At 54.0% G+C, this 5,739-nt stretch carries 4 protein-coding genes and 1 pseudogene; 1 reads left to right on the top strand and 4 read right to left on the bottom strand.

Annotation, left to right across the window (positions count from 1 at the left end; translation table 11 throughout):
- The 3 genes and pseudogenes from AC222A_RS18615 to AC222A_RS18605 all read right to left on the bottom strand — a co-directional run.
- Positions 1-391, bottom strand: a pseudogene (locus AC222A_RS18615) (indolepyruvate ferredoxin oxidoreductase family protein); the annotation flags it as partial.
- A gap of 156 nt (positions 392-547) precedes the next feature.
- On the bottom strand, positions 548-1,918 hold the full coding sequence (locus tag AC222A_RS18610) for an ABC1 kinase family protein (protein ID WP_372809865.1): 1,371 nt from the start codon (positions 1,916-1,918) through the stop codon (positions 548-550).
- A 120-nt stretch (positions 1,919-2,038) separates the two neighbouring features.
- The gene (locus AC222A_RS18605) at positions 2,039-2,374 is read right to left on the bottom strand and encodes a hypothetical protein (RefSeq protein ID WP_486775428.1); all 336 of its coding nucleotides are present in this window, start codon (positions 2,372-2,374) and stop codon (positions 2,039-2,041) included.
- A gap of 605 nt (positions 2,375-2,979) precedes the next feature.
- On the opposite strand from AC222A_RS18605, the gene AC222A_RS18600 reads away from it, so the two are divergent.
- Positions 2,980-5,040 (top strand): TonB-dependent receptor, encoded by a 2,061-nt coding sequence (locus tag AC222A_RS18600; RefSeq protein WP_486775427.1) that lies wholly within the window; start codon positions 2,980-2,982, stop codon positions 5,038-5,040.
- A gap of 9 nt (positions 5,041-5,049) precedes the next feature.
- On the opposite strand, the gene AC222A_RS18595 is transcribed toward AC222A_RS18600, so the two are convergent.
- Positions 5,050-5,739 (bottom strand): GGDEF domain-containing protein (locus AC222A_RS18595; protein WP_486775426.1); only part of this gene is annotated, 690 nt, incomplete at its 5' end.

Here is a 5,739-nt window from a genome sequence, read left to right as displayed (position 1 = left end):
CGTTGGCGTGCTTGATCACATCCATGCTGCGATCGACGCCTGGCCCCTTGCCATACCACATACCGAACACACCATCGTAACGGGCACCGGGAAACAGGCCGGTCTGCTGACTACCCCACACGGCCGTAGCCGCAAGGTCTTCATTTACCCCCGGTTGAAATTTGATGTTGTGTTTGTCGAGATACTTACCCGCTTTCCATAGCGCCTGATCCACACCGCCCAGAGGAGAACCTCGGTACCCGGAGATGAAACCGGCGGTGTTCAAACCCGCCTCAAGATCGCGTTGGTGTTGCAGAATGGGTAAACGCACCAGCGCCTCAATGCCAGTGAGGTAGGCGCGGGTGGTGTCGAGAGCGTATTTATCGTCGAGAGAAATTTTCCGCAATGTCATGGTGGTCTGCGTTCCGGTTAAACGATACCTGAATAATAGGTCGCTTTTGCGGAATTTATTATGTTATGCAGACACGAAATACTACCAAGCTGGGAGAAGATATACCCAAAATTAAAAAATTAAGGCTAAGCTATTCCCTTCACCCCAAAATACCGTCTACCGATCCAGCTTTCTGCCCAATAACTCATCGGCAAAAAATTGCCCTCGCAGAGCGGCTATCAGCGCATACACTCCCATGAGCTTGCGCATCACGTATAGAAACTCCTTGGGCGGCAGCGCAAAGTATTTGCTAATAGATGCGGCCAGTGCACGCTTGGCAATCCGCTTGGGCAGCTGACTTTTGTACCAATCGTACTCGCCGTCAGTAATCGCCGCCTCGGGTACCGACGCGCTGCGCGGCTTCATGGGTTCCAGAATATCCATCCCAATCTCCGCAAAGTTATCGAGCACATCGGCGGGATAGTGGGATTTCATAAAACCCAGCTTTATTGATGCATCGAGAAATTCGTCTTTGCTGTGGTCATAGGCCGAGATGATCATGCGCTGGAAATCAGCAACAAAGTCATCCGGTAGCGGCCTTATGGCGCCAAAATCCAATAGCACCAGTTTTGCCGCATCGCCTTCTATGCGCACCCGGTAATTACCGAAGTTGGGGTCGGTCTGCATCCTCTGCCAGTCATACAGTTCTTTCAGAAACAGATCGAGAATAGACTCCCCCAACGCATTGCGGGTGTGCTGGGGCAGTACCGCCACGGAAGGATCCTTTATCGACACGCCCTCCTCCCACGACATACAGAGCACTCGTTGACTGCAGAAATCGCCATATACTTGCGGCACAACAAAACGGGCATCTCCCGTCAGTTGTTCGCGTGCAAAATCGAGTTCAGCGCGTTCGTTGGTGTAGTCGACCTCGCGGTGCAGCAAATTGCGGATATCGCTGAACCAGTCATCAACGCTGCGGGTGGATTCCAGAACTCGCGATACTTTAAACAGACGGATAAGATCATTGAAATCCGCATCAATGGTTTTATCCACACCCGGATATTGAATCTTCAGGCACACCTGCTCACCACTAGCCCGAATGCGCGCACGGTGCACCTGCCCCAGTGAAGCGGCCGCAAATGCACTCTCCTCCACTTCCAGTAACGCCAGCCTTTCTTCACCCAGCTCTTTAAGCAGTTGTTTGTGAATCGCCGGCCAGTGCATAGGCGGGGTATTGTCTTCGAGACGGTGCAGCGCGGTAACCACCTCAGGAGGCATAAGGTAATCACCGTAGGTTGCCATAATTTGGCCAATTTTAACGATACTGCCTTTGAGCTTACCCAGCTCAGCAACAAAGGCGTCGATATTGGCCTGACGATCAACCTGCTGTTGCTCTTCACTGGCTCCAAATCGCGAACGAATGGCGGTACCCATGGCACGGCGGCCGTATTGCATGCTGGCGCGTGATAATTGCCAGCGCCGTGACAGCGCGCCAGTTCTCAGTCGTTTAAAGGTTTCGGGCGGTGTTTTTGTGTCTTCAGTCATGGGGACAGCTTACGGGGATAAAAGCGTGATTGTAAGCATGCGGGGTTCAGGCGTCAGCCTATGTTGTTAGCAGGGACAGCTGGGAAAGGCCCCCGCCCGTAGGCGGGGAGAGGTAAAAAATTACTCTTCAGCTTCTTCGGTATCGGCACCACCCTGACCGGAGAAACCATTCGAGTCTGCGGAAAAGCTACCGCCGCCTTCCATACGGCGCTCGCGGTCGGTTGCCGCCTGATCGGAATCTTCAATCGAGCGTTCCGCATTGTTTTTACGCTGCTGCAGCTCATCCTGCTCTTCCATGATCGGGTCGCTGCCGTTCTGGTTTTTCGCGCCTTCGATCGAGTCGCTGTTTACACCACCTTGGGCATTACCGGAACCGCCCAGGCCGCCAACAGCCAGTGCAGGCGCAGTAAGCGTTGCAACAATCAGTGCCAATGCTGCTGAGTTAAGCGTTTTCATAGCAATCTCCTTTCGTTCTCGCCGTGAGTTCAGGTACAGGTGTATCAACTGCACCGCCCCCATAGCTGCGAAATACTACCGCGAGCGTGCCACAGCGTTATTTTTAACGGTTTCACCCAAACAGCAAGACCGAAAGTGTTGGGTGTGCCCAACAGAAAACGGCTAGTTTGCCGACCCGGCAAAATGTTATAATATTGCATTAATGCGCTGACCAGCTTCTGGCCGGTGATACGAACAACCCAGAGACCTCCAAAAATCGTGCGGTACTACAACCTTCCTAAGCAGTCTGTTTTAAGCCTGGCGCTCTGCCTGCTGCTGCTTATTGGCAGCCTGGCAAGCACCCACCTGCACAAGGACGGTCTGGCACACTACAGCGAATGCGACAGCTGTCTGCAATTGCAGCTGCAATCCAGCGCCGTTTCCACGCACAGTTCCGCTCCGCCAAGGCCAAGACACCACCTTTTTTTCCCCGCCAAACCTCATACGCTGCACTCTGCAAGTCACAAAGCGTTTTCCGCACGCGCACCACCCGCTCTCACTGGATCGACTACCTGAAATAACCGGTTAATCGCGCCCTGTGGCGCAACAACGTGTGAGAGAACACTATGAAAGTATTTCCAGCATGGGTAATTCCAGCCCTCGTCCTGTCGCCTGCATGGGCGGCTGATCAGCACATTGAAGAAATTGTGGTATCGGCTCCACTGGGTAAAGCGGCCTCAGACACCGCCTTGCCGATTGCCGTATTGAGCGGAGAAGCCCTGCGCCAGGAAGCTGCTGCCAGCCTGGGCGAAACACTCAGCAATGAAATTGGGGTACACAGTGCAAGCTTTGGCAGCGGTGTCGGCAACCCAGTTATCCGTGGCCAGGGCGGCAACCGAGTGCGAGTGCTACAAGACGGCGTAGGCACGCTGGATGCCGCCGATATCAGCCCTGATCACAGTTATGCCGCAGAAGCCCTGCTGGCCGAACGCATCGAAATCATTCGCGGCCCCGCCACTCTGCTCTATGGCAACGGCGCAATTGGCGGCGTTATCAATGTTGTGGACAACCGAATTCCTGAGAAACTACCGGAAGCCGTGAGCGGCGCGGTTGAAGCGCGCCATGCCACCGCCAACGACCAGAACAGCAGTGTATTCCGCTTCGACGGCGGAGTTGGCCAATTCGCGTGGCACTTAGACGGACTCTATCGGGAAAGCAACAACCTCGATATCGCCGGCTCCGCCATCGACACGAAAGCACTCGCTGCAGCCGGTGAGGAAGTCCCGGATCACAATACACGCGGCTATATCGGCAACAGTGACAAACGTGCCGATGCCTGGACCGCTGGTGGCTCATGGATCGGGCAACGGGGCTTTATTGGCCTGTCCGTCAATCAAAGCAACAGCAACTACGGCTTGCCGCCCGGCGCTCACGAGGAGCATGAAGCAACGCCTTCCGATGAGGGCCATGGCGAAGCGGATATCCGTCTCGATATGGAGCAAGAACGCATCGACCTCAAAGCCGGCCTCGAGCTCGAGGGACTCCTTCAGGAACTGGATTTTCGTCTCAGCCACAACGATTACCAACATCGAGAACTGGAGGAATCCGAGGAAGGAACAGAAGTGGGCACCGTGTTCAAGAACAAAGCCAGCGAAGGCCGACTGGTAGTTCGCCACCGGCCCGTAGGAAATTGGCAAGGAGCCATAGGTCTGCAACTGGGGGATAGAGAATTTTCTGCTGTAGGCGAGGAAGCTTTCATCCCTCCTGCAGACATTAGCAGTGGCGCACTCTTTCTTGTCGAGGAGCTCAGCATAAACCGCTGGACCTACGAATTTGGTCTGCGCGCAGAGCAGCAGCGCATTGATATCGGCGACTGCAAGCGCGAGCATGACACCGTTTCCGCGAGCGCCTCGGCACTGTGGGATTTTCGAGACGATAGCAGCGCACTGCTGGCACTGAACCGCTCCGAACGCGCGCCTACCGTCGAAGAGCTGTATTCCAACAGCCAGAACTGCAACAAGACAAGCGATTTGAACACCGCAGTTGAACACGCCGCGACGGCGCGCATTGAGGTTGGCAATCCGGATCTGGACAAGGAGTTGTCACACAATCTGGAAATTGGATTACGCAAAACCCTCGGCACAGTAACGGCCGAGCTCAGCCTGTATCACAATGAAATTCAAAACTATACCTACCTGCAGGACAGCGGCGTAGAAGTTGATGAGGTACAGGTGGCCAATTTTCAGCAGCGCAACGCTGCGTTTACCGGTTATGAGTTTCAGGTTGGCCTGCCGCTGAACTTGGTACACCGCAACCTCAGTGCGGAGCTTTTTAGCGATTATGTACGCGCGCGCTTTACTGAAGGCAACGGCTACGTACCTCGCATACCAGCACAACGCTACGGCACCGCGCTGCACTACCATGCCGGCAAGTGGTCTACCCATGTACGGGTAAGCCAAGTAAGAGAGCAGGATAAATTCGCTGACGGCGAAAGTGCCACCGACGGCTATACCTTGGTAGAACTAGCGGGTGACTACCACCTGACGCTAAACAACGTTGAAATGACCTTGTTTGTAAAAGCGCGCAACGTACTGGACGAAGAAATCCGCAGCCATACCTCACTGCTGAAAAACTATGCGCCCGAGGCAGGAAGAAATATCGAAAGCGGTATTCGGTTAAGCTTCTAAGCCATTAGGCTATCGACCATCGGTAGAATGGCCATTGGCAGCAGATGCCAATGCGCCATCTTCTTTTCCTTCCCAACAATGCTCATTCTGCACGAGTGACAAAGGATTAATGCTCCGCTCCATGACCGTGCAGTTCCGCCCCTGCTTTTTAGCACGGTACATTGCTTCATCTGCCGCTCGCAGAACAGCAGCGGGGTCTGCATCCGCCCCCGGCACCCCAAAATATACACCAATACTGACAGTTAACCCGAGCGGAGGGCGATGCGGTTTCGTATTCTCAATGCGCAAATCTTCAACTTTGTGCCGAAAGCTTTCAAAATAGGACAGCACTGTCTCCGGGTCTTTCTCATCCCCCGTTACCACCACAAACTCTTCGCCACCCCAACGCACGCACAGATCCTCTACGCGAGAAAAGTGCTCCGCCAGACAATGGGCCAGGGCTTTCAAAGCCACATCACCCTGCGCATGCCCATAGACATCGTTAAAGTTTTTAAAGTAATCCACATCAATAAACGCAATAGCAATATTTGATTTGCGTCGACTATGATAGCCGTGCAGACGAATAAAATCCGGATCAAAAAAACGTCGGTTATAGAGGCCTGTTAGCGGGTCGTGGACAGAGAGCTCTTCAAGCTCTTGGTTACGCTCTGCCAGTATGTCGCAGCGCTTGCGCATTGTGTCTTTGTCGGATTCAATATC

Source organism: Litorivivens sp., from assembly GCF_057445395.1.
Note: the sequence above shows the minus strand (reverse complement) of the source record. Positions and strands in the feature narration are given on the sequence as shown.